The sequence below is a fragment of the Pseudomonas sp. SD17-1 genome, assembly GCF_029201585.1.
Lineage (GTDB): Bacteria > Pseudomonadota > Gammaproteobacteria > Pseudomonadales > Pseudomonadaceae > Aquipseudomonas > Aquipseudomonas palmensis.
Genome location: NZ_CP104044.1, coordinates 1,251,457 through 1,276,332, shown reverse-complemented (window position 1 = coordinate 1,276,332; position 24,876 = coordinate 1,251,457). Strand labels below are relative to the sequence as shown.

General features: G+C 65.4%; 15 protein-coding genes. 4 read left to right on the top strand and 11 right to left on the bottom strand.

What is annotated here, in order from left to right; translation table 11 throughout:
• Position 1 precedes the first annotated feature (1 nt).
• Positions 2–3,901: a phosphoribosylformylglycinamidine synthase gene (gene purL, locus N0B28_RS05630; protein WP_043860639.1), complete on the bottom strand. Its 3,900-nt coding sequence runs from the start codon at positions 3,899–3,901 to the stop codon at positions 2–4.
• 236 nt (positions 3,902–4,137) lie between these two features.
• On the opposite strand from purL, the gene mltF reads away from it, so the two are divergent.
• Entirely contained in the window at positions 4,138–5,598 is a 1,461-nt protein-coding gene (gene mltF, locus N0B28_RS05625) for a membrane-bound lytic murein transglycosylase MltF (protein WP_043860640.1), read from the top strand.
• Positions 5,599–5,682: 84 nt separating this feature from the next.
• On the opposite strand, the gene tadA is transcribed toward mltF, so the two are convergent.
• Together tadA and N0B28_RS05615 are read right to left on the bottom strand one after the other, a co-directional pair.
• Complete coding sequence (gene tadA, locus N0B28_RS05620) at positions 5,683–6,165, bottom strand: tRNA adenosine(34) deaminase TadA (RefSeq protein ID WP_054915054.1); 483 nt, start codon at positions 6,163–6,165, stop codon at positions 5,683–5,685.
• A complete protein-coding gene (locus tag N0B28_RS05615; protein WP_275730797.1) occupies positions 6,165–7,547 on the bottom strand; it encodes a multicopper oxidase family protein in 1,383 nt (460 codons plus the stop codon). The genes tadA and N0B28_RS05615 overlap by 1 nt, the downstream gene beginning before the upstream one ends.
• Before the next feature lie 215 nt (positions 7,548–7,762).
• On the opposite strand from N0B28_RS05615, the gene N0B28_RS05610 reads away from it, so the two are divergent.
• Together N0B28_RS05610 and N0B28_RS05605 are read left to right on the top strand one after the other, a co-directional pair.
• Positions 7,763–10,663, top strand: a complete 2,901-nt coding sequence (locus N0B28_RS05610; protein ID WP_275730795.1) for a membrane-targeted effector domain-containing toxin — start codon at positions 7,763–7,765, stop codon at positions 10,661–10,663.
• A 132-nt stretch (positions 10,664–10,795) separates the two neighbouring features.
• Complete coding sequence (locus N0B28_RS05605) at positions 10,796–13,726, top strand: membrane-targeted effector domain-containing toxin (protein WP_275730792.1); 2,931 nt, start codon at positions 10,796–10,798, stop codon at positions 13,724–13,726.
• Between the two features lie 95 nt (positions 13,727–13,821).
• On the opposite strand, the gene N0B28_RS05600 is transcribed toward N0B28_RS05605, so the two are convergent.
• From N0B28_RS05600 to N0B28_RS05580, 5 genes are all read right to left on the bottom strand, one after another.
• Positions 13,822–15,246: a gamma-aminobutyraldehyde dehydrogenase gene (locus tag N0B28_RS05600; protein ID WP_275730791.1), complete on the bottom strand. Its 1,425-nt coding sequence runs from the start codon at positions 15,244–15,246 to the stop codon at positions 13,822–13,824.
• A 122-nt stretch (positions 15,247–15,368) separates the two neighbouring features.
• A complete protein-coding gene (locus N0B28_RS05595; protein ID WP_275730789.1) occupies positions 15,369–16,700 on the bottom strand; it encodes an APC family permease in 1,332 nt (443 codons plus the stop codon).
• Between the two features lie 10 nt (positions 16,701–16,710).
• Positions 16,711–17,868 (bottom strand): iron-containing alcohol dehydrogenase, encoded by a 1,158-nt coding sequence (locus tag N0B28_RS05590; protein ID WP_043860647.1) that lies wholly within the window; start codon positions 17,866–17,868, stop codon positions 16,711–16,713.
• A gap of 269 nt (positions 17,869–18,137) precedes the next feature.
• Positions 18,138–19,595, bottom strand: coding sequence for a gamma-aminobutyraldehyde dehydrogenase (locus N0B28_RS05585; protein ID WP_275730786.1), 1,458 nt, complete (start codon positions 19,593–19,595; stop codon positions 18,138–18,140).
• Positions 19,596–19,629: 34 nt separating this feature from the next.
• Positions 19,630–20,544, bottom strand: a complete 915-nt coding sequence (locus N0B28_RS05580) for a LysR family transcriptional regulator (protein WP_043860656.1) — start codon at positions 20,542–20,544, stop codon at positions 19,630–19,632.
• Between the two features lie 198 nt (positions 20,545–20,742).
• On the opposite strand from N0B28_RS05580, the gene N0B28_RS05575 reads away from it, so the two are divergent.
• Complete coding sequence (locus tag N0B28_RS05575; RefSeq protein ID WP_100633051.1) at positions 20,743–21,291, top strand: NAD(P)H-dependent oxidoreductase; 549 nt, start codon at positions 20,743–20,745, stop codon at positions 21,289–21,291.
• Positions 21,292–21,293: 2 nt separating this feature from the next.
• Here the strand turns inward: N0B28_RS05575 and N0B28_RS05570 are convergent, their stop codons facing one another.
• The 3 genes from N0B28_RS05570 to guaB form a co-directional block, all read right to left on the bottom strand.
• A complete protein-coding gene (locus N0B28_RS05570) occupies positions 21,294–21,647 on the bottom strand; it encodes a helix-turn-helix domain-containing protein (protein ID WP_043860650.1) in 354 nt (117 codons plus the stop codon).
• Positions 21,648–21,746: 99 nt separating this feature from the next.
• A complete protein-coding gene (gene guaA / locus N0B28_RS05565) occupies positions 21,747–23,324 on the bottom strand; it encodes a glutamine-hydrolyzing GMP synthase (RefSeq protein ID WP_043860651.1) in 1,578 nt (525 codons plus the stop codon).
• Positions 23,325–23,403: 79 nt separating this feature from the next.
• Entirely contained in the window at positions 23,404–24,873 is a 1,470-nt protein-coding gene (gene guaB, locus N0B28_RS05560; RefSeq protein ID WP_043860652.1) for an IMP dehydrogenase, read from the bottom strand.
• Between the last annotated feature and the right edge of the window lie 3 nt (positions 24,874–24,876).

The following is a 24,876-nucleotide window of genomic DNA, read 5'->3' as shown; positions in this document are numbered from 1 at the left end:
CTCAGTTCACCCAGGCCCGCGCGTTGCGGAACATGCGCATCCAGGCGGCGTCTTCGTTCCAGTCATCCGGGCGCCACGAGTTCTGCACCGCACGGAATACCCGCTCAGGGTGCGGCATCATGATGGTGACGCGCCCGTCGCGGCTGGTCAGGCCGGTGATCCCGCGCGGCGAACCGTTCGGGTTGGCCGGGTAGGTCTCGGTGACCTTGCCGTGGTTGTCGACGAAACGCAGGGCCACGCAACCGGACAGGTCGGCTTCCAGCAGTGCCTCTTCGCTGGCGAACTCGGCATGCCCTTCACCGTGCGCAATGGCGATCGGCATGCGCGAACCGGCCATGCCCTGCAGGAAGATCGAGTTGGACTCCTGCACCTGGACCATCGCCACGCGCGCCTCGAACTGCTCGGAGCGGTTGCGCACGAAGTGCGGCCAGAACTCGCTGCCCGGGATCAGCTCGTGCAGGTTGGACATCATCTGGCAACCGTTGCACACACCCAGGGTGAAGCTGTCGCTACGCTCGAAGAAGCCCTGGAAGGCGTCGCGGGCGCGGCTGTTGAACAGCGCCGACTTGGCCCAGCCTTCACCGGCACCCAGCACGTCACCGTAGGAGAAGCCGCCGCAGGCAACCATGCCCTTGAACTCGTTCAGGTCGACGCGACCGGCGAGGATATCGCTCATGTGCACGTCGATGGCGTTGAAGCCGGCACGGTCGAACGCCGCAGCCATTTCCACCTGGCCGTTGACGCCCTGCTCGCGCAGTACCGCCACCTGTGGGCGAATGCCCTTCTTGATGTAAGGCGCCGCGATGTCGTGGTTGACGTCGAAGCCCAGCTTGACGCTCAGGCCCGGGTTGTCTTCCTCGAGCAGGCCGTCGAACTCCTGGTCGGCGCAGTCGGCGTTGTCGCGCAGGCGCTGGATCTGGTAGCTGGTCTCGGCCCACTGGCGCTGCAGCAGGCGGCGGTCGCCGGTGAACAGCACTTCGCCGTTCAGGCTGATGGCCACGTCGGCACAATTGACCGGCTTGCCGATCACCGCCACGCAGTCTTCGCCAAGGCCGGCGGCGCTGAACTGGGCCAGCACGTCCGGGGTGGCGTCCTGGCGCACCTGGATCACCGCACCCAGCTCTTCGTTGAAGAGGATGGCCGCGACTTTCTCGCGCTTGCCGGTCAGGGTGTCCAGTTCCAGGTTCAGCCCGCAATGGCCGGCGAAGGCCATTTCCAGCGCGGTGGCCAGCAGGCCGCCGTCGGAGCGGTCGTGGTAGGCCAGCAGGTGACCGTCGGCGTTCAGGCCCTGGATCACCGCGAAGAACGCCTTGAGGTCTTCGGCGTCGTCGACGTCCGGTGCCTGGCTGGCGAGCTTGCCGTGGGTCTGGGCCAGGATCGAGGCGCCCATGCGGTTCTGGCCGCGACCCAGGTCGATCAGGATCAGGTCGGTTTCGCCCTTGTCCATGCGCAGTTGCGGGGTCAGGGTCTTGCGGATGTCGGTAACCGGGGCAAAGCCGGTCACGATCAGCGACATCGGCGAGGTCACGGTCTTCTCGCGACCTTCATCTTCCCAGCGGGTCTTCATGGACATCGAGTCCTTGCCCACCGGAATGGTCAGGCCCAGCTCGGGGCACAGTTCCATGCCCACGGCCTTGACCGCGTCGTACAGGCGCGCGTCTTCACCGGGGTGGCCGGCAGCCGACATCCAGTTGGCCGACAGCTTGATGTCGGACAGCTTGCCGATGCGCGAGGCCGCCATGTTGGTCAGGGTCTCGCCGATCGCCATGCGCCCGGACGCCTGGGCGTCGAGCAGGGCCAGCGGGGTGCGCTCGCCCATGGCCATGGCTTCGCCGGTGTACACGTCGAAGCTGGTGGCGGTGACGGCCACGTCGGCCACCGGGACCTGCCATGGACCGACCATCTGGTCGCGGGCGACCAGGCCGGTGATGGTGCGGTCACCGATGGTGATCAGGAAGTTCTTGCTGGCCACGGCCGGGTGGCGCAGCACGCGCTGTACCGAGTCGGCGAGGTCCAGGGTGCTCGGGTCGAAATCGTCGCCCAGCTCGGCTTCGCGGCTGACCGAACGGTGCATGCGCGGGGCCTTGCCCAGCAGCACTTCCAGCGGCATGTCCACCGGGCTGTTGCCGAAGTGGCTGTCGGTGACGGTCAGTTGCGGTTCGGCAGTGGCTTCGCCGACCACTGCGAACGGGCAGCGCTCGCGTTCGCAGATGGCGGTGAAACGCTCCAGGTCCTTGGCGTCGACCGCCAGCACGTAGCGTTCCTGGGACTCGTTGCTCCAGATTTCCAGCGGCGCCATGCCCGGCTCGTCGTTGGGCACGTTGCGCAGCTCGAAACGACCGCCACGGCCGCCGTCGTTGACCAGCTCGGGGAAGGCGTTGGACAGGCCGCCCGCGCCGACGTCATGGATGAACGCGATGGGGTTGGCATCGCCCAGCTGCCAGCAGCGGTCGATGACCTCCTGGCAGCGGCGTTCCATTTCAGGATTTTCGCGCTGTACCGAGGCGAAATCGAGGTCGGCAGAGCTGGCGCCGGTGGCCATCGACGAGGCAGCACCGCCGCCCAGGCCGATCAGCATGGCCGGGCCGCCGAGCACGATCAGCTTGGCGCCGACGGTGATCTCGCCCTTCTGCACATGGCCTTCGCGGATGTTGCCCATGCCGCCGGCGAGCATGATCGGCTTGTGGTAGCCGCGCACTTCTTCGCCATGGGGGGTGTTGATCGACTGCTCGAAGGTACGGAAGTAACCGGTCAGTGCCGGGCGCCCGAATTCATTGTTGAACGCCGCGCCGCCCAGCGGGCCTTCGATCATGATGTCCAGCGCGGTGACGATGCGCTCCGGCTTGCCGTAGGGCTTTTCCCAAGGCTGTTCGAAGCCCGGGATCTGCAGGTTGGACACGGTGAAGCCGGTCAGGCCGGCCTTGGGCTTGGCGCCGCGACCGGTGGCACCTTCGTCGCGGATCTCGCCGCCGGAACCGGTAGAGGCCCCCGGGAACGGCGCGATGGCGGTCGGGTGGTTGTGGGTCTCGACCTTCATCAGGATGTGCACCGGCTCCTGCACCGCGCCGTACTGGCGGGTTTCAGGGTTCGGGAAGAAGCGCCCGGCGGTGGAACCGACGATCACCGAGGCGTTGTCCTTGTAAGCGGACAGCACGCCTTCGCTGTGCATCTGGTACGTGTTCTTGATCATGCCGAACAGGCTTTTTTCCTGGCTCTGGCCGTCGATATCCCAACTGGCGTTGAAGATCTTGTGGCGGCAGTGCTCGGAGTTGGCCTGGGCGAACATCATCAGTTCGATGTCGTGCGGGTTGCGCTTGAGGCCCTGGAAGCTGGTGACCAGGTAGTCGATCTCGTCTTCGGCCAGGGCCAGGCCCAGCTCGACGTTGGCTTTTTCCAGCGCGGCGCGGCCACCGCCGAGGATGTCGACGGCGGTCAGCGGCTTGGGTTCGGCATGGCTGAACAGGCCGGCGGCCTCTTCGAGCCTGCCCAGCACGATCTGGGTCATGCGGTCGTGCAGCAGCTCGGCGACGGCGGCCACATCGGCCTCGCTCAGTTCACCGCCGACATAGAAGGCAGTACCACGCTCCAGGCGCTTGACGTTCTCCAGGCCGCAGTTGTGGGCGATGTCGCTGGCCTTGCTCGACCAGGGCGAGATGGTGCCGAAACGCGGCATGACCAGGAACAGGCGACCGCTGGGCTCCTGTACCGGCACGCTCGGGCCGTACTTGAGCAGGCGCGCGAGCACATGCTGTTGGTCGGCACTCAGCTCGCCGTCAACCTCGGCGAAATGGGCGAATTCAGCGTACAAACCACTAACAGCGGGGACTTTCTGGCTCAGTTGCTCGAGTAATTTACCGTGGCGAAAGGCAGAAAGGGCAGGAGCGCCGCGCAGGATCAACATCGTCGGGACAGCCTCAGGAAGGGGGTGTGCTTAGAGGCCGTGCATTCTAGCCTAAACCGCCGCCGACGGCACCCGAAACGCTGCATCGGCGACAGGCCGAATGTCGGCAAGCCGACAAGAGTGCTTCACGAGATGACAAAAACCCGTCCCGACGCGGTTTTATCGGGCTGTGCTAGCAGACAAGCCGGATGTTGTCGAGATATGGCGCGGCAGGTCCTTTGCGTATACTGCACCGTATGTTTGCCCAGACTGCTTTGCGCCAGCGTTGTGCCAAATGGCTCATCGCAACCGGACTCTTCCTGATGCTCGGTGCCTGTGTTGAAAAACCCAGCACCCTGGAGCGTGTCAAGGAGGACGGCGTGCTGCGCGTGATCACCCGCAACAGCCCGGCCACCTACTTCCAGGACCGCAACGGCGAAACCGGCTTCGAGTACGAGCTGGTCCAGCGCTTTGCCGACGACCTGGGCGTGAAGCTGCAGATCGAGACCGCCGACAACCTCGACGACCTGTTCAACCAGCTCGGCCAGCCGAACGGCCCGGTGCTGGCGGCAGCGGGCCTGGTAAGCAGCGAGCAGCGCAAGCAGCAGGTACGTTTTTCCCACCCGTATCTCGAAGTCACCCCGCAGATCATCTACCGCAACGGCAAGCCCCGCCCCACCGACGCCGGCGACCTGGTCGGCAAGCGCATTCTGGTACTCAAGGGCAGCAGCCATGCCGAACAGCTGGCAGAGCTGAAAAAACAGTACCCGGCCCTGCAATATGAAGAATCCGACCAGGTCGAGGTGGTCGACCTGCTGCGCATGGTCGACGAGGGCCAGATCGACCTGACCCTGGTCGACTCCAACGAAGTGGCGATGAACCAGGTGTACTTCCCCAACGTGCGGGTCGCCTTCGACCTGGGCGACGGGCGCGACCAGCGCTGGGCGGTGGCGGCCGGCGAAGACAACAGCCTGCTCAACGAAATCAACGAATTCATCGACAAGGTGCACAAGAACGGCACCCTGCAACGGCTCAAGGACCGCTACTACGGCCACGTGGACGTGCTCGGCTATGTCGGCGCCTACACCTTCGCCCAGCACCTGCAGCAGCGCCTGCCGCGCTACGAGAACCACTTCAAGACCTCGGCCAAGAAGGAACAGGTGGACTGGCGCCTGCTGGCGGCGATCGGTTACCAGGAGTCGATGTGGCAGGCCGAGGTCACCTCCAAGACCGGCGTGCGCGGGCTGATGATGCTGACCCAGCGCACCGCCCAGGCCATGGGCGTGTCCAACCGGCTCGACCCGCGCCAGAGCATCGAGGGCGGGGCCAAGTATTTCATGCATGTGAAGAAGGAGCTCGATGACGACATCGAGGAGCCGGACCGCACCTGGTTTGCCCTGGCCGCCTACAACGTGGGCAGCGGCCACCTGGACGATGCACGCAAGCTGGCCAAGCGCGAGGGGCTGAACCCGAACAAGTGGCTGGACGTGAAGAAGATGCTGCCGCGCCTGTCGCAGAAGCAGTGGTACAGCAAGACCCGCTACGGCTATGCCCGTGGCGGCGAGCCGGTGCATTTCGTGGCCAACATCCGGCGCTACTACGACATCCTGACCTGGGTGACCCAGCCGCAGCTGGAGGGCAGCCAGGTGGCCGAAGGCAACCTGCATGTGCCGGGGGTCAACAAGACCAAGCCGGCCGACGCTTCGCCGCCGCTCTAGCTTGCAGCACCTGTATCGCGGGCCAAGCCCGCTCCCGCAACAACGGGGGAGCGGGCTTGGCCCGCGATGGTCACACCACGGTTATCAGGCCTTGGCCCGCCGAGCCCTGAAGAATTCGGTCAGAATCGCCCCGCACTCCTCGGCCAGCACCCCGCCCTCGAACAGCACCCGGTGGTTCAGAAACCCCTGGGTAAAGAATTGCCCCTGGCTCTGCACGATCCCGGCCTTGGGCTCCAGGGCCCCGAACACCACGCGGTTGACCCGCGAATGCACGATCAGCCCGGCGCACATGCTGCACGGCTCCAGCGTCACATACAGCGTGCTGCCCGGCAGCCGGTAGTTGCTGGCCGCCTGCGCCGCCGCGCGAATGGCCACCATTTCGGCGTGCGCGCTGGGGTCGCTGCCGCTGATCGGGCAGTTGAAGCCCTGCCCGATCACCTCGCCGTGCTGCACCAGCACCGCGCCCACCGGCACCTCGCCCAATGCAGCCCCCTGCGCCGCCAGCTCCAGCGCCAGGCGCATGAAGTGCTGGTCGCGGCTGCGGTCGATGATCTGCGGCTGACGCATCACGCCACCTCGATGGCGGCCATCAGGCCGGTTTCCATGTGATCGATCACGTGGCAATGAAACATCCAGGTGCCGGGGTTATCCGCCACCAGCGCCACCTGCGCCCGCTCGTTCTTGCCCAGCAGGTAGGTGTCGGTGAAGTACTGCTCCGGGATCTTGTGGCGATTGGAGCTGAGCACCTTGAAACTCATGCCGTGCAGGTGGATCGGGTGCTGGTACTGGGTCATGTTCTTGAGCTCGAAGATGTAGCTCTTGCCCTTCTTCAAGGTGGCAATCGGCCGGTCGGAACAGGTCTTGTCGGTGATGTCCCAGGCCTGCCCGTTGATCTGCCACAGGCTTGGCGGCTTGCCGTTCTCGGTATTGACCGACACCGAGCCTACCCACTCGAAATTGAAGTTGATCTTCTCGGCGTTGGCCAGGTCCGGCTCGGCGATGGGGTTGGCCGGCAGCGCCGGTGGCCAGTCGCCCGGTGCCTCGCTGCTGGCCACCGAACGCAGGGTGCCCAGGCGCACCGAGCCGTCGCGCAGCGACAGCTCCTCACCGGCTGCCGGCATGCGGATGGCCAGGCAGATGCGCATGCCGGGGCCCAGCCAGTAGTCCTTGCCCAATGGGCGCGGGGTGATCGGGTTGCCATCCAGCGCATAGATACGCGCCTCGAAGTCGCCCTTGAGGTTGATGCGGTAGGTCAGGGTGTTGTCCAGGTTCAGCAGGCGCACCCGCACGATCTGCCCGGCGGGCATTTCCACCACCGCGTCGGGCTGCCCGTTGATGGTGATCAGGCGCCCTGCGGTGCCGCCACGGGCCGCTTCGCGCGGCACGCTGAACTCGACGAAGTTGCCCTGCTCGTCCACGTGCCAGTTCTTCAGGCTCAGGGTGCGCTCGTGCTTGAAACCGGTGAGCTCGCGCTCCTCCACGATCAGCGGGCCGACCAGGCCGCGGCCCAGCTCTTCGCTGCTGTTGACGTGGGGGTGGTACCAGAAGCTGCCGGCATCCGGCACGCGGAACTTGTAGTCGAAGTACTCGCCCGGCAGCACCGGCAGCTGCGACACGTAGGGCACGCCGTCCATTTCCAGCGGCAGGCGGATACCGTGCCAGTGGATGGTGGTGGCCACCGGCAGGTGGTTGATGAACCGCACCCGCAGCCACTGCCCCTGGCGCACCCGCAGCTCGGTGCCCGGCGCGGACGGGCCGAACGCCCAGGCCTGGGTGGTGTGCCCGGCCACCAGCTCGACGTCCAGCGGCGCGGCGATCAGTTCATAGTCATGCCCGGCCTGCTCGTCCTCGACCTTGCCCATCCAGTAACGTGCGGCGCCCCCGGCGCCCAGGCCAACCACCACCAGGCCAGTCAGCCCCTTGAGCATTTGTCGACGGGTAAAGGACATCGGAACAGGCACCTCGTATCGCGAAAACAGCCTGCCAGCCATGACCGGGCTGGCGGTAAGGGCGAATACGATACACCTGCATTTGCGAAACTTTAAGTGAAGAGTTGCCCCGACAGCGGCACACGATGCCGCACCCACCCGCGCAGCACTATCTACCGCACCTGCCCGCTGGAGCCAGCCCATCCTGCCATGGCCCAGACCAAGGAAGGATCGCCATGCCCCAGCCCCCCAACCCACAACGCGCACAGCTTCAGGACATTGCGCGCCAGCTCGTCGTCAACTGCCCGGACATGCGCCAGATGGCCCGTGAGGTGGCCGTCGACGCCCTGAAGAAGTTCGCCCGCAGCAGCCTCGATCCGGACACCGTGTACCTGCACCGTTTCAAGGCGGCCCAGTCCAACCCCAGAAGCTTCAGCGGCTGGGAGCACCGTGACCTGCCCTACCAGTCGCTGACGTTGCCGCAACTGGTGATGCAGCGCTTCGACGCCAACGACCAGGACAACGCCGACCTGCTCGGCTACCGCACCGGCTTCTACCGCGAAGGCGCGCATGCCGGGGTGTTCGACGAACGCAACGAAGTCCCCATGGCACCGGCCGATGTGCTGCGCTACTTCTGGCAGATCGACTTCAGCTCGGTCTTCAAGCAGAAGATGCAGGCGTTCTGGGCCAACAGTGCAGAGGCGTTTCGCAGCATGGCCAAGGCCAACTTCCTGAGCAAGGTGGTGGAAGCCTGCGAACACGCAGACCTGCCCGAACAGCGCAAACGCTACCGCCTGCTGGCCCGGGCACTGGCCGGCGTCACCGACTGGCCGCCCACCCTCGAACAACTGCAGCAAACGCATGTTCCCGACCAGGGGGTGCGCCTGCATGCCTTCGACATCGGCGGCTACGTCGCCAGCGACATGCTGCGTGCCGTGCTGCCCGATGGCTACCAGGTGCTGTACATGCCCGGCGAGGTCACGGCCCTGCACCTGTTTGCCAACCCTGCGCAGCTTTACTGGTGGGTGCTGCAGAACACCAATGCCGCAGATAACCGCGCGCGCCTGATGGCCCACTTCGCGTTGTCCAGCCATGCCGAAAACCCCGCCGGGGTCGGGCTCGAGCATCTGATCGACCTGCTGTTCTCCAACTGGGCCGGCAGCGCACACGATGCCATCAACCTGCTGGACAAGCCGGTCGAGCAGGATGCATTCAGCTACCTGCGCGATGCGGCGCGACAGCGCATGAGCGACGACGCGCACTTCGCCCTGCGCTCCAACGCCGACCTGCGCAAACAGATGTGGGTGGCGGACCTGCACGCCTTTACCCGGTTCGCCGGGGCAATGGCCGCCTTCGACTGGCCGGTTGCACTGGCTGCCGTGGGCGCAGGGCTTGGCGAGACCGGCCTGTCCATCGACGAGGCGATCAACGGCCACACCACTGCCGAACGCCAGGCGGGCGTCATCGGCGCCGTACTGGCCTGCATCGACACGCTGTTCAACGCGACGCTGCTCGGCGAGGAGACCGGTGAAGCGATACGGGTCGACGGCGAGGTGCCCGCCGTCGCCGAGCCCTATGTGGAGGCCGAGGACGAACCCCTTGCCACTGCCGAGGATATTGACGCCCAGGTGCCCGCCCCCCTGCGACCGACACCGGCTTCCCAGCGCCTGGCCACCTTCGAGACCAATGCCCTGCTCGATGGTGAAAAACCCGGGGTTGGCAAGATGCAGGGCATCTACTCGCTGGCCGACGGTTTCTATGTAGCGATCGGCGATTTCGCCTACCAGGTGCGGTACGTGGGCGAGCTCAAGAGCTGGGTGGTGATCGACCCGAACGCGCCCTTTTCGTTCTACCGCAACGTGCCCATCCGGCTCACTGCGCAACAGCAGTGGGAGCCCGTCGCACAGGGCCGCCTTCTGGGGGGTACACCGCGCTTTCGCCTCAAACTGTGGGGTCGCAGCGACTACGCGCCACCCCCTGCCGAACGTATCCCCACGCCCTACGAGTTGCTCCCACGCCAGCAGGCACAGCTGCGTTCGGTGGATGACGAACAGCTCAGTGGCATTACCTACCGGGCCAATCAGCCACACTTGGAAGAAGCCTGCGACCTGTTTCGCAAGCTGCGCAGCAAGCTGCTGAACGATGCCAAGGAGTATCTGAGCACGGTGGAGCTGCCGCCACGCCCGCAACTGCCGCTGTTCGAAAGCAACCCGGCGCCCAAGCAGATCCTGCGTGGTTGCTACTCCCGCTGCGACGGCGTGGTGATCGGCGAATGCCACGCACACCTGGGCAGCAAACGCTTTCTGATCGACAACATGGCGCAACTGCGCAAGCAGAAGGTCAAGGTGCTGTACCTGGAGCATCTGCTGACGGACTTTCACCAGGCCGACCTCGATGCGTTCAACCGCACAGGCAACATGAGCCAGCACCTGCGCGACTATATGGCCGAACTGGACCGAAGCCAGGCCACCGACAGCAGCGGACGCTATACCTTCCAGCAGGTGATGCTCACCGCACAGGCCAACCAGGTCCGCCTCCAGGCCATCGACTGCATGGCCAGCTATCGTCAGGCCTGGCTGGCCACCCCGCCGGGCCCGATCCGCCAACAGATGATGAACTTCTTTGCCCATCGGGTCATTGCAGCAGACCAGGCCCTGCACCCCAGCAGGTGGATCGCCTTCGTGGGCAACACCCACACCAATACGTTTGACGGCGTGCCAGGGCTTGCCGAGCTGCAGGGCGCCATCGGCCTGCGCATCGAAGACATCGAGTGCGGGCTGCCTGTGCGATTCGGCGTGGACCCCGGTATCCAACCCGACCAGTCGGCCAACCTGGCGGCGGTCAAATGCGACCTGCTGCTGCAGGTGCCCATTGCTCCCGCACACGGCGTGGCACGCACCCTGGAAGAAAAGCTGCGCGCTGTCGGCTCCTTCAGTTTCACCCAGGTGGAGGGGACCTTGCAGATGATCCACCGCAGCAAGGACCTGACGCTGCACTACACCCCCATCCAACGGGACGGCACGTTCTACTACATCGATCGGGCGAGCTGGCCACGCGTGGACAAGCGCCGCATGCCAAGCCTGGTGCAACTGTCGACCCTGGTGACATCCAACGGGCTGACCTTCGTGCCACTGTAACGGCGCCGCCCAGCTTTGCTTGCTGCCTGGACGGCCCGGGCTGGCTGGGCGGCCCGCACTACTTACTTACCGCACGCTGCTCGCCGCCCCCCGGCCAAGCTGGCCCCTCGCCCCTGACACGGAAGTACCGCCATGCCCCTGACCGCCCAACAGACCCACGACCACGAACAGCTGCAGAACCTGGCCCGACAACTGGTCAAGCATTGCCCCGACATGCGCCAGATGGCCCGCGACATCGCCAGCCATATCCTGAAGAAGCACACCCGCAGCACGCTGGACCCGGACGCGGTGTACCTGCACCGGTTCAACACCGCGCATAGCAGCCCGCGCACCTTCAGCGGCTGGGAACACCTCGGCCCGCCCAGCGAATCGCTGACACTGCCGCAACTGGTGATGCAGCGGTTCGATGTCAACGACCAGGACAACGCCGACCTGCTCGGCTACCGCACCGGCTTCTACAGCCGCGGGCCGGGTACAGGCCTGTTCGATGAGCGCGATGAAGTGCCGATGGCCCCGCGCGAGGTACTCGACGAGCTGTGGAAGGTCGACTTCTGCAGCGCCTTCCACCAGGACCTGACCCGCTTCTGGGCCCGTCATTCGGACAACTTCCGCACCCTGGCCAAGGCCAACTTCCTGAGCAAGGTGCTCGAAACCTGCGCGCACCAGACCGACCCCGCCCGCCTGGCACGCTTGCGGCGGGTGGCCACTGCCCTGGCCGGTGACGCCAGCTGGCCGCCCTCGCTGAGCCAGTTGCAACAGCAGGCCAGGCCGGTGGCGGGGGTGCGCCTGTGCACCTTCGACATCGGCGGCCATGTGGCCACCGATATCCTGCGGGTAGAACTCGACGACGGTTACCAGTTGCTCTACATCCCGGGCGAGGTCGACGCCCTGCACCTGTTCGCCAACCACAGCGAGCTGTACTGGTGGGTGCTGCACAACACCAATGCGGCGCAGAACCGCGCACGCTTCATGACCCACTTCGCCCTTGCGGACCACGGCGAAAAAGCCAGCGCGGTGGGGCTCGAGCACCTGATCGACGTGCTGTTCAACAACTGGGGCGGCAACGGTCACGACGCACTCAACCAGTCGAACACGACCGTGCATGGCGACGCGTTCACCCACCTGCGCGATGCAGCGCGTCAGCGCATGATCGACGATGCGCACTTCTCGCTGCGCTCCAACGCCGACCTGCGCAAGCAACTGTGGATCGGCTACCTCAAGGCCTTCGGCACCTTCGCCAGTGCCATGGCCGCGGTCGACTGGCCGGTAGCGCTGGCTGCCGTGGGCGCCGGGCTGGCCGAAACCGGCCTGAACATCGATCAGGCGGTCAACGGGCACACCACTGCCCAACGCAAGGCCGGCGTGATCGGCGCCGTGCTGGCGGCCATCAACACGCTGTTCAATGCCACCCTGCTCGCAGGCCCGGCCGTCACCGGTGAAATCGCCGAGATCGAACCCAACCTGGACGCGGGCACGCAGACTGCACCCGTCGAGCCCGAACACACGCCAATGGCCACCCCGGCGGAACTCGCCGAGTGGGCACCTGCGCCGCTGATACCGGCCGAGCGCTCGCAACTGCTGGCCCCGTTCGAAACCAACGTGCTGCTGGACGGGCACGCCACCGGCAGCGGCAAATTCCAGGGTATCTACACCCTGGACGATGGCTTCTATGCCCAGATAGACGGGTTCCCCTATCACGTGCGCTACATCGGAGAGCTGCGTTCATGGGCGGTGGTCGACCCGCAAAACCCCTACTCGTTCTACCGCAACGTGCCCATTGGCCTGAACGACGAAGGCGTATGGCAACCGCTGGAGCAGGGTCTGAAAGGCGGGGCGCCACGCTTTCGTCTCAAGCTCTGGGGCCAGGCCCAGGTACCCGCGCCCGGCCCGGAACGCGTGCCCACCCCCTATGAAGTCGACAAGGCGCTGCAGCCCGAATTGCTCAAGGCCTCCAACGGTGGCGAGGAGTCGAACCTGAGCGGGCGCACGTTCTCCCCCAACAACCCCGCCCGCGAACAGGCCTACGCGCAATTTCGCACCTTGCGCGACCTGCTGGTCGACGACGCCGAAGCGTTTTTCAGCACCGCAAGCCTGCCGCAGCGGCCACCGCTGCCGACATTGGCTGCCGATGCCAGCGCCAGGCAGATCATTCGCAGCGTGTACGAAAACAGCGAGGGCCTGGTGGTCGGCGAAGCCCATTCACAACTGGGCAGCAAGCAGTTTCTGATCGAGAACATGGCCCTGCTCAAGCAGCAGAAGGTGCGGGTGCTGTACATGGAGCACCTGATGACCGACTTCCAGCAGGCCGACCTGGACCTGTTCAACCAGACCGGGCAGATGCCCCAGGCACTCAAGACCTACGTGACCGATCTGGACCGCGGCTGGCACACCGACCCCGCCCAGCGCTACACCTTCATGCAGGTGCTCAGGAGCGCGCAGAAACAGGGCATCCGGATACAGGCCATCGATTGCATGGCCAGTTACCGCCAGGCATGGATGGGCCCCCGACCACCCGCGATTCGCCAGAAAATGATGAACTTCTTCGCCCACCGCGTGATCGCTGCCGACCAGGCTGCCCATGGCGCCGGCAAATGGGTTGCGCTGATGGGCAACACCCACGCCAACACCTTCGAGAGCGTGCCCGGGGTCAGCGAACTGCAAGGTGTGATCGGTGTGCGCGTCGAGGACATCGAAATCGGCAGCAGCGCAAGCGTCGGCCGCGACCCGGGGCTTTACGCAGTGGACGACGGTATCCGCGAAACCCGCGTGCAGGGCGACCTGCGCCTGCAGGTGCCGATTGCCCAGCCACCCTCGGCCTCGGGCACGCTGGAAAACCTGCTGGCCAAACCGGGGGCGTTCGGCTTCAAGGACATCGACGGCAAGATGACCCTGATACATCGCAGCAAGGACCTGGCGCTGCACTACACGCCCATCGCAAGGGACGGTGAGTTCATCTATATCGAACGCGCCGGCTGGCCATGGCTGGACAAGCGACGCCTGCCGAGCCTGTCGGAAATGGCCTTCCAGCTATCCCGGTACGGCTTGAAGTACGTGCCGCTGTGACGCCAGGCAGCCGGCGATGAAAAAAGGGCAAGGCCGCCTGGCCTTGCCCTAGCTTTCGCCTCGAGGCAACCGGGCCGCTAGGCCTGGTGCGTCAACTAGTGCTTGAACATCACATGGCGCACGGTGGTGTAGTCCTCCAGGCCATACATCGACATGTCCTTGCCATAGCCGGAGAGCTTGGCGCCGCCGTGGGGCATTTCGCTGACCAGCATGAAGTGCGTGTTGACCCAGGTGCAGCCGTATTGCAGGCGTGCGGCCAAACGGTGGGCGCGGCCCACGTCGCGGGTCCACACCGAGGAGGCCAGGCCGTAGTCCGAATCGTTGGCCCACGCCAGGGCCTGGGCCTCGTCGTCGAAGGCGGTGACCGTGACTACCGGGCCGAAGATCTCATGGCGCACCACCTCGTCGTGCTGCCGGGCGCCGGCAAGTACGGTCGGCTCAAAGAAGAACCCTGGCCCGGCGACACGCTGGCCACCGGTCACCACCTCGATGTGCGACTGCTCGCGGGCGCGCTGCACAAAGCCTTCCACGCGCTCCAGATGCTGCTGGGTGATCAGCGGCCCGAGCTCGGTGTCAGGGTCGTCCTGCAGGCCGTAGCGGATGCTGGCCACCGCCTCGCCGAGCTTCTTCACGAACGCCGCGTACACGCCCTTCTGCACATACAGGCGGCAGGCGGCGGTGCAGTCCTGGCCGGCATTGTAGAAGCCGAAGCTGCGCACGCCTTCGACCACGGCATCGATATCGGCATCATCGAACACGATCACCGGGGCCTTGCCGCCCAGTTCCATGTGCATGCGTTTCACGCTGTCGGCGGTGCCGGCGATGATGCGGCTGCCCGTGGCCACCGAGCCGGTCAACGACACCATGCGCACCTTGGGGTGCCCGGTCAGGGGCTTGCCGACACTCGGGCCGCGGCCGAAGACCACGTTCACCACGCCTGCCGGGAAAATCTCCGCCATCAGTTGCGCCAGCCTGAGGGTGGTCAGCGGCGTCTGCTCGGACGGCTTGAGCACCACGGTATTGCCTGCGGCCAGGGCCGGCCCGAGCTTCCAGGCGGCCATCATCAGCGGGTAGTTCCACGGTGCGATGGAGGCCACCACGCCCACCGGGTCGCGGCGGATCATCGAGGTGTGCCCTTCCAGGTACTCGCCGGCGGCACTGCCTTGCAGGCAGCGGCTGGCACCGGCAAAGAAGCGGAACACGTCGGCCACGCCCGGCAGCTCGTCGTTGAGCGCCGCCGCGTAGGGCTTGCCGCAGTTGTCCGCTTCCAGGCGCGCCAGCTCCGGGGCGTGGGCGTCGATCGCATCGGCCAGTTTGAGCAGCAGCAGCGAACGGTCCTTGGGGGTGGTCTGCGACCAGCTGTCGAACGCCGCATCCGCAGCGCACACCGCGGCATCGACCTGGGCCAGGCTGGCCTCGGGGATCTCCACCAGCGTGGCCCCCAGGGACGGGTTGAGCACCGCCAGGGTTTCGCCTTCACCGGCGATGAGTTGTCCATTGATCAGCAGGCAGGTTTGCATGGGTTCTCCTGTGCGGCGAGGTTGGCCGCCGCCATAAAAAAGTCGCAAGCGCCCCGTGCCCGCAGCCGGGCTGCGCACAGGGGGAGCATTACAGGGGGGGCAGGCGCCGGGCGCCCGCAGGTTCAGAGTGCGGCTTCAGGCACTGCCGTGCTGAACAGCCGGGTGCGCCAGGCCAGGTACACCAGCCCCAGCAGCACCCAGCAACAGCCGAGAATCAGCGCGTCGGCATCCAGGCTGATCAACATCCAGCCCGAGGTGAAGGCGCCGGCCAGGGGGAAGATCACCCCGCGGACCACGCCGGCCTTGTCGCCGATGCTGCGGTCGAAGGTCAGTTTCAGTGCGCACAGGTTGACCGAGGTGAAGGCCAGGAAGGCGCCGAAGTTGACCAGCGAAGTAGCCGTGGCGATGGTCAGGCCGAACCCGACGAAACCGAAGGCCCCGCACAGGGCGATGTTGAATACCGGGGTCCTGTAGCGCGGGTGCAGCACGCCGAACAGCTTCTGCGGCAGCTGATTGTCGCGGCCCAGGGCATACAGCAGACGCCCCACGCTGGCCTGGAACGACAAGCCGGCGGCGAAGTGGGCAATGATGATGCCGGTGAGTACCACGCCGAAGAACAGGTCGCCACCGATGGTCTTGGCGATTTCGAAGGCCGCGCCGTCGATGTTCTCGAACAGGCCCGCCGGGTGCGCCAGGTACATGAAGTACGAGGAGCCCACGTACAGGCTGCCGCCGATCAGGGCCACCAGCAGGATGGCACGCGGGATGGTGCGCTCGGGCTCGACGGTTTCTTCGCTCAGGGTCGACAGCGCGTCGAAGCCCAGGAACGAATAGGCGGCGATCGCGGCCCCGGCCATGGTGGCCGAGAACGGCACGTCGGCATTGAAGAACGGCTTGACCGAGAGCAGACCGCCCGCGCCGTTGATGGCCGACACGTAGTGCCAGCACAGCGCGATGAACACCGCGATGATGGTCAGCTGGATCAGCATCAGGATGATGTTGAAGCGGTTGGCGACCTGGATGCCGAGGATGTTGAGCAAGGTGGTGGAAACGATGAAGCCGGTGATCCAGCACCACTGCGGTACATCCGGGAACGCCAGGCTCAGGTAGCTGGCCCCCAGCAGCCAGATCAGCATCGGGATGAAGAAGTAGTCCAGCAGCGCGGCCCAGCCGACCATGAAGCCGATGCCGGAGTTGAACACCTTGCGGGTGTAGGTGTAGGCGGAACCGGCCGCCGGGAAGATCCGCACCAGGCGCCCGTAGCTCAGGGCGGTGAAGATCACGCCGATGGAGGCCACCACATAGGACAGCGCCACGGTGTTCTGGCTGGCCTGGGCGATCACGCCATAGGTGCCGAACACGATCAGCGGGGCGATGAAGGCCAGGCCGAACAACAGCACGGACACCGGCCCGAGGGTCCGGCGCAGGTGCGCGGAGGAAGTCGATGCGCTCATGGTTAGGGCCTCAGGCTGCGTAGGTGTAGGCGGCGCGGATCACGTCGAGGTAGCTCTCGACTGACATCTCCTTGGCGTTGCTCGCATCGGAAATGTTGCTCTTGGACTTCTCTGCGATGGCCAGGAAGTCCTCCTCGCGCACCCCGGCCACATCGGCAAAACGCGGAATACCCAGCTCGCGATTCATGCGGAACAACTGCTCCACGCCCGCTTCGGCGGCAGCGCTGGCGCCAAGATTGGGGTCGATGCCCAAGGCATAGGCGACATCGGCATGGCGGCGCAGGTCGGCGTCGCGGTTATGGCTGAACACGAACGGCAGGAAGATCGCGTTGCCCACCCCGTGCGGGGTGTCGTACATGCCGCCGATGGCTTCGGAGATGCAGTGCACGCTGGCGATGTCGGCATTGCCGAAGGCCATGCCGGCAATCAGGCTGGCGATCAGCATCTGTTCGCGGGCCTCGCGGTTGTCCGGCTCCTGCACGGCGGGCTTGAGGTACTGCGCGATCAGGCGAATGGCATGCAGGGCCAGGCCGTCGCTGATCGGGTTGGCCGGCTTGCCGGTGTAGGCCTCGATGGCGTGGGTCAGCGCGTCCATGCCGGTGGCGGCGGCGATGTGCGGCGGCAGCGTGGCGGTGATGTCCGAGTCGAGCAGCGCCAGAACCGGGCCGATGCGGTAGTCCAGGATGCTCATCTTGAACTGGCGGCGGGTGTCGGTGATCACCGAGAAGAACGTGACCTCGCTGCCGGTGCCTGCGGTGGTCGGGATCGCCACGATAGGCAGCACCGGGCCCTTGAGGGTGAAGGCACCTTCGTAGTCCTCGACCTTGCCGTCGTGGGTCAGCAGTACGCTGATCGCCTTGGCCGCGTCCATCGCACTGCCGCCACCCACTGCCAGCACGCCGTCGATGCCCTTGCCGCGATACAGCTCGGCGGCGCGGTTGACGTCTTCGCTGCGCGGGTTGGGCTTGACGTCGACGATCTCGTCATAACGCACGCCGGCCTTGTCCAGGCTGGTATAGATGCTGTCGAGCAGGCCGGCGTTCTTCACGCCCGGGTCGGTGACCAGCAGCACGTGGCGCAGGCCCAGGTCGGTCAGGTGCTCGCCGGTACGCTGGCGCAGGCCAGGTTCCATGACGATCTTGGTAGGTAACAGAAACTGGAATTGCATCGGTAGGTTCCTCTCGCACTGGGGCGCACTTGCAATGTTGTAGTTATGGCAGACGAGTCAGAGGGGCCGCCTGGGCGGTGGGTGTCTGGTTATTGTTGTGGCGGTTGCCGATCGCCGAAGCCGATGGACCGCTTGTCCAGGCGCTGCACGGTGGGCACAGGCCGGTATGGGGCCAGACACTAAGACACGGGTAGCGGATCGACAATTACTAAAAACTCAAGGGAGCATTCGATTAAATCGAATGCTCCCCTTGCACCGGGGGTAGCGGCCTACAGGTGCTGCCCGTGGCGCGCCATGATGTGCCGCACCACGCTGTAGTCCTGCAGCGAGTCGCTGGACAGGTCCTTGCCGTAGCCCGAGCGCTTGAGCCCGCCGTGGGGCATCTCGCTTACCAGCATGAAATGGCTGTTGATCCAGGTGCAGCCGTACTGCAGGCGCGCCGCCACCTGCATGGCCTTGTCCAGGTTCTGGGTCCACACCGACGAGGCCAGGCCGTATTCGGAGTCGTTGGCCCAGTCCACGGCCTGGGCCAGCTCGTCGAAACGGGTCACGGTGACCACCGGGCCGAACACCTCGCGCTGGACGATCTCGTCGGTTTGCCGGCAGCCTGCCAGCAGCGTCGGCTGGTAGTAGAACCCGGGCCCGGCATGCATCGCCGCACCCGTGACGCACTCCACGTGCGGCTGGCTGAGGGCGCGCTCGACGAAGCTGGACACCCGGTCGCGCTGGCGCGTGCTGATCAGCGGGCCGATCTCGTTGTCGGCATCGTGCGCGCCGGCATAGCGAATGCTGCTGACCGCAGCCCCGAGTTCGGCCACCAGCCGGTCGTGGATGCCGGCCTGGGCGTAGACCCGGCACGCCGAGGTACAGTCCTGCCCGGCGTTATAGTAGCCATAGGCACGCACGCCCTCGACCACCGCCTGCAGGTCGGCATCGTCGCAGACGATCACCGGGGCCTTGCCGCCCAGTTCCAGGTGGGTGCGCTTGAGGGTTTTGGCCGCTGTGGAGAGGATCTTCTGCCCGGTGACGATATCGCCGGTCAGCGAGACCATGCGGACCTTGGGGTGGCCGACCAGGTGAGCGCCGACGTTCTCGCCACCGCCGCAGATGATGTTGATCACCCCGCGCGGCAGGATCCGCGCCAGCGCCGGCGCCAGGGCCAGGATCGACAGCGGGGTGTGCTCGGACGGCTTGAACACCAGGGTGTTGCCTGCGGCCAGGGCCGGCGCGATCTTCCAGGCGGCCATCATGATCGGGTAGTTCCACGGCGCGATCGATGCCACCACCCCGATCGGGTCGCGGCGCACCATGCTGGTGTAGCCGGGTACGTATTCGCCGCTGAGCTGGCCGGTCTGGCAGCGCACCGCGCCGGCGAAGAAGCGGAACACATCGACGGTGGCGCTCAGGTCGTCCTTACGCGCCAGGTGCAGCGGCTTGCCGCAGTTCAGCGCTTCGAGCCGGGCGAAGGCGTCGGCGTGCTGCTCGATGGTACTGGCGATCTCCAGCAGCAGGTTGGAGCGCTGCTGCGGCGTGGTGCGGGCCCAGCCGGCGAACGCGCGGTGGGCGGCCAGGATCGCGGTCTCGGTCTGCTCGGCGCTGGCTTCGGCGATTGGGGTCAGCACCTGGCCGGTGGCCGGGTTGAGGATCGGCTCGACGACGCCCTCGCCTGCGACTAGTTCGCCATCGATCAGGAGTGCGGTGGACAACGGGGTCTGCGCGACTGGCATGTGCAGGGTTCCTTCTTGTGGTGTGGCCATGCGGCTAAAGGGATGACTTGCGCCCGCCGTGGGGCTGCTCGCGGGCGACCGTCAGAAACGGGTCGACCAGCGCCGGGCGCGCCGTGCCGCGGCGCCAGGCCAGGCCCACGTCGAGGGTCTGGGTCAGGTCGGCAATCGGGCGGGCCTCGATGATGTCGCCTTCCAGCGACCACGGGCGGTAGGTCATGTCAGGCTGTATCGACACCCCCAGGCCCGCTGCCACCAGGCTGCGCACCGCCTCGGTCGAGGCCGTGCGCAGGGTGATGCGCGGCTGCAGCCCGGCCTGCGCCCACTGGCGCTGGGCGGTGTGGTCCATCTCGTCGACGTTCAGCTGGATCAGCGACTCCCGGGCCACGTCGCCCAGGTTGATGCTGTCGTTTTCGAGCAACGGGTGCTGGGCCGGTAGCCACAGCCGGTAAGGCGAGTGGGTCAGCACCTCCGATTGCAGGGCGTGACGGTCTTCGAGGTTGGAGAGTATCAGCACGCCCACATCGATTTCGCCGCTGACCAGCAGGTGCTCGATGTACGGTCGCTCGTCTTCCATCACGCGGATTTCGACGTTGGGGTAGGCACGCTGGAAGCGCGTGAGCAGGTCGGCCAGGTAGTAACCCGCCACCAGGCTGGTCACACCCACCACCAGCTGGCCGGCGACCTGGTCGGTGCTCTGCTGCAGGCTGCGCTTGGCGTTGTCCACCGTGGCCAGGATCAGGTGCGCCTGGCGCAGGAACTGATGGCCCTGGTGGGTCAGGTGCATGCCCTTGGCGTGGCGATTGAACAGGCTCACGCCGATTTCCTGTTCCAGCTGCTGGATGGCCAGGGTCAGGGTGGACTGGGAGATGTAAACCGCCTGGGCCGCAGCCGAGATCGAACCGGTCTCGGCCACGGCAATGAAGTGGCGGATCTGACGCAGAGTCATCATGGGCATTACCCGGTACGTTGTTTTTATAGATGCAGGCGAGTGTATATCTTTTTTATCGATGGCTTGGTGAAAACCGCCGCGCCTGCGGTTCAACGTGAAACCGCGTGGGCGGCCCCGGGTGGTTACAAAAAGGTGCGTACTTGTGAGGATCTGACGCCCGCCCTAGATTGCCCGCCTCAATCACTGGAGTACCGAGCCATGCGCACCCTGATCATTCTCGCCCACCCCAACCTGGAAAAATCCGTCGTCAACCAGGCCTGGCTGAAAGCCCTTGAAGCCAGCGACATGAACGTCACCCTGCACCGCCTGTACGAGGTGTATCCCCAGGGCGGCGCGCTGGACGTGGAAGCCGAGCAGGCACTGGTTCGCGCCCATGACAGCATCGTGTGGCAGTTCCCGTTCTACTGGTTCAGCACCCCGCCGCTGCTCAAGCAATGGCAGGACGAAGTGCTCACCCACGACTTTGCCTACGGCCACGGCGAAGGGCAGCGCCAGCTGGCGGGCAAACGCATTGGCATGGCGATTTCTGCCGGCATCAGGCAAGACGATTACAGGGCCGGCGGGCGTTACAGCTACAGCCTGGACGAACTGCTGCGCCCGCTGGAAGTCACCCTCCGCTACATCGAAGCACTGCCGGTACGCCCGTGGGTGTTCTATGGTGCCGAGTACGCCATCGACCCGGCGGAGCTGGAGGCCAACGCCGAAGGTTACCTGGATTACCTGCGCCAATTTGCCCAGGCAGCCTGAGTTCAGCCTTCGGCGGGCGCCGGCGGTGTCTCGGTGGCCAGCGCATTACCTGAATGCAGGGCACCCCACTGGCACATCGCATCGATGATCGGCTGCAAGGTGCGGCCGTGCTCGGTCACCCGATACAACACCTTGGGCACCTTGCCAGGGAAGGCTTCGCGCTCGACCAGCAGATCGCCCTGCAACTCCTTGAGTTGCTCGGTGAGCACCTTCGACGACAAGGGGCGCATCAGGCGCAGCAGCTCGCCTGTGCGCTTGGGGCCTTCCATCAGGTGGCACAGGATGGAGCACTTCCAGCGCCCGCCGATGGCCTCGATGGTAGCGTCGATGGGAAAGTTGAACACGCGGTTGACCATGTACTTCTCCTGACAAAAGGCGCGTAGCAAAAAGCCCGCAGTTACGCGGGCTTTCGGCTGTATGTCGCTAGCGGGTTCCGGCGAATGCCGGACGCCCTATCATTCCCACTCGATCGTCGCAGGCGGCTTGCTCGATACGTCGTAGGTGACGCGCGAGATGCCTTCGATCTCGTTGATGATGCGGCCGCTGACGGTTTCCAGCAGTTCGTATGGCAGGTGCGCCCAACGCGCGGTCATGAAGTCGATGGTCTCGACCGCACGCAGCGCCACCACCCAGGCGTAACGACGGCCGTCACCGACCACGCCCACCGATTTCACCGGCTGGAATACCACGAAGGCCTGGCTGACCTTGTGGTACCAGTCGGCCTTGCGCAGCTCTTCGATGAAGATGTGGTCGGCACGACGCAGCAGGTCGGCGTATTCCTTCTTCACTTCACCCAGGATGCGCACACCCAGGCCCGGACCCGGGAACGGGTGACGGTAGACCATGTCGTACGGCAGGCCCAGCTCCAGGCCCAGACGACGGACTTCGTCCTTGAACAGTTCGCGCAGCGGCTCGACCAGCTTGAGGTTCATTTCCTCCGGCAGGCCACCGACGTTGTGGTGCGACTTGATCACGTGGGCCTTGCCGCTCTTGGCACCGGCCGACTCGATCACGTCGGGGTAGATGGTGCCCTGGGCCAGGTACTTGATGTTGTGCAGCTTGTTCGACTCGGCATCGAACACGTCGATGAAGGTACGACCAATGATCTTGCGCTTCTTCTCGGGGTCCGCTTCGCCGGCCAGGTTGTTCAGGAACTGGTCCTCGGCGTTGGCACGGATCACCTTGACGCCCATGTTCTCGGCGAACATGGCCATCACCTGCTCGCCTTCGTGCAGGCGCAGCAGGCCGTTGTCGACGAACACGCAGGTCAGCTGGTCACCGATGGCCTTGTGCAGCAGCGCCGCAACCACCGAGGAGTCCACGCCGCCGGACAGGCCCAGCAACACGTTGTCGGTGCCGACCTGGGCGCGCACCTGGGCGATTGCGTCTTCGGCGATCTTCGACGGGGTCCACAGTGCTTCGCAGCCGCAGATGTCGAGGATGAAGCGCGACAGGATGCGACCGCCCTGCTTGGTGTGGGTCACTTCCGGGTGGAACTGCACGCCGTAGTAGCCGCGATCATCGTTGAACATGCCGGCGATCGGGCAGCTTGGGGTGCTGGCCAGGATGTGGAAGTCTTCCGGGATGCGGGTGACCTTGTCACCGTGGCTCATCCACACGTCCAGGCCGAATACGCCGTCAGCGTCGACGTGGTCTTCGATGCCGTCGAGCAGGCGGCTCTTGCCGACCACATCGACACGGGCGTAGCCGAACTCGCGCAGCTCGGAACCTTCAACCTTGCCGCCCAGTTGCTCGGCCATGGTCTGCATGCCGTAGCAGATACCGAATACCGGTACGCCCAGGTCCCATACGGCCTGTGGCGCGCGCGGGCTGTCGGCTTCGTGCACCGACTCGGGGCCGCCGGCGAGGATGATCCCGCGGGGGGCGAATTCGCGAATCGCCTCGTCGTCCATGTCGAACGGGTGCAGTTCGCAGTACACGCCGATTTCGCGCACGCGGCGGGCGATCAGCTGGGTGTACTGGGAACCGAAGTCGAGGATCAGGATACGGTGAGCGTGAATGTCGAGGGCCATGACTCAATCTCGTCAGTGGTAATCGGAAACGACGCGGGGCTGTCGTGAACAGCCCCGCTTACAGGTATTGCCAGGAGCATCAACCTACGCGGTAGTTTGGCGCTTCCTTGGTGATCTGCACGTCATGCACGTGGGACTCGGCCATGCCGGCACCGGTGATGCGCACGAACTCGGGCTTGGTACGCATTTCTTCGATGTTGGCGCTGCCGGTGTAACCCATCGAGGAACGCAGGCCGCCCATCAGCTGGTGGATGATCGCGGTCAGGGTGCCCTTGTACGGCACGCGCCCTTCGATACCTTCCGGTACCAGCTTCTCGGCACCGGCCGAGGAGTCCTGGAAGTAGCGGTCCGAGGAACCCTGGGCCTGGGACATCGCACCCAGCGAGCCCATGCCGCGGTAGGCCTTGTAGGAACGACCCTGGAACAGCTCGATCTCGCCCGGGGCCTCTTCGGTACCGGCGAACATCGAACCCATCATCACGGCGCTGGCGCCGGCGACGATGGCCTTGGACAGGTCACCGGAGAAGCGGATGCCACCGTCGGCGATCAGCGGTACGCCGGTGCCTTCCAGCGCGGCAGCCACATTGGCGATGGCGCTGATCTGCGGCACGCCGACGCCAGCGACGATACGGGTGGTGCAGATCGAGCCAGGGCCGATACCGACCTTGACCGCGTCGGCGCCGGCTTCGGCCAGGGCCTTGGCGGCTGCGCCGGTGGCGATGTTGCCGCCGATCACCTGCACGTCGGGGAAGTTCTGCTTGACCCAGCGCACGCGGTCGATAACGCCCTTGGAGTGGCCGTGGGCGGTGTCGACCACCACCACGTCGACGCCGGCAGCAACCAGTGCGGTCACGCGGTCGCCGGTGTCCTTGCCGGTACCCACTGCAGCACCGACGCGCAGGCGACCCTGGTCGTCCTTGCTGGCGAGCGGGTAGGCCTTGGCTTTCTCGATGTCGTTGACGGTCATCATGCCCTTGAGGGCGAACTTGTCGTCGACGATCAGTACGCGCTCGATGCGGTGCTTGTGCAGCAGCTCGCGGGCCTCGTTCTTGTCGGCGCCTTCGCTGACCGTGACCAGACGCTCTTTGGGCGTCATCACTTCACGCACGGTGGCGTCGAGGCGGTTTTCGAAGCGCACGTCACGGGAGGTGACGATGCCGACCAGGTCGCCATTGTGCAGCACCGGCACGCCGGAGATGTTGTGCAGGCGGGTCAGTTCGAACAGGTCGCGTACGGTGGCGTCGGCCTCGATGGTGATCGGGTCCTTGACCACGCCGGCCTCGAACTTCTTGACCTTGCGCACTTCGGCAGCCTGCTGCTCGATGGTCATGTTCTTGTGGATGATGCCGATGCCGCCTTCCTGGGCCATGGCAATGGCCAGACGGGCTTCGGTCACGGTATCCATGGCGGCGGAAACCAGTGGAATGTTCAGCTCGATGCCACGGGTCAAACGGGTCTTGAGACTGACTTCGTTAGGTAGCACCTCGGAGTAACCGGGTACTAGGAGAATGTCGTCGAAGGTCAGGGCTTCTTGGCTGATACGCAGCATCGC